1 protein-coding gene is annotated in these 761 nt (G+C 45.5%); it reads left to right on the top strand.

Annotated features, from left to right (window positions below; translation table 11 throughout):
* Positions 1-761: rhamnulokinase (locus ACWHAR_RS26335; protein WP_452088331.1), on the top strand; the 761-nt coding region annotated here is incomplete at both ends.

Raw genomic sequence — 761 nt, 5'->3', positions numbered from 1 at the left:
CAACACAGCTTTTAAACGCCTCAACGGGAAATCTTGATCCTGAATTGCTTGAAGCCGTGTCCGTTCAGGAACAGCAATTTGCCCCGCTGACTGAACCGGGGTGTGAACTCGGGAAGCTAAGAAATGAGTGGTTCCCGGATTATGATCTCCCGGCGTGCAAGGTGATGACAGTCGCAACACATGATACGGCCTCGGCCGTCATTGCAGCGCCAGGAATAAATGATGGCTGGGCGTATATCAGCAGCGGAACATGGTCGTTAATCGGGGTTGAAAACAAAACACCGATAATAACTGATCTTGCTTTAGAAAACAACTATACAAATGAACGCGGCGCAAACAACACCATTCGCTTTCTCAAAAACATTATCGGCATGTGGGTGATACAAGAAGTCAGACAACAGTTACAAGCAGATTACTCTTTCCAGCAGCTTGCAGAAGAAGCCAAAAAAACAGAACCATTCCAGCAATTTATAAACTTAAATGATAAACGTTTCCTGAATCCAGAAAACATGATAAAGGAAATACAACATTATTGCAGACAAACCCGCCAAAAGACTCCTCGCACTGCAGGCGAACTTGCCTGCTGCATCTCCAGCAATTTAGCCATCATCTATGCGATAGCCATCAAAGAGCTCGAAACAATCACAGAAAAACCGATCGAGCAATTTCATATCATCGGCGGCGGAGCCCGGAATGATTTCTTAAATCAATTAACGGCAGACATGAGTGGAAAAGCGGTATATGCAGGGCCGATAGAGGCA

This window comes from Bacillus sp. LR--39, assembly GCF_053613335.1.
Note: the sequence above shows the minus strand (reverse complement) of the source record. Positions and strands in the feature narration are given on the sequence as shown.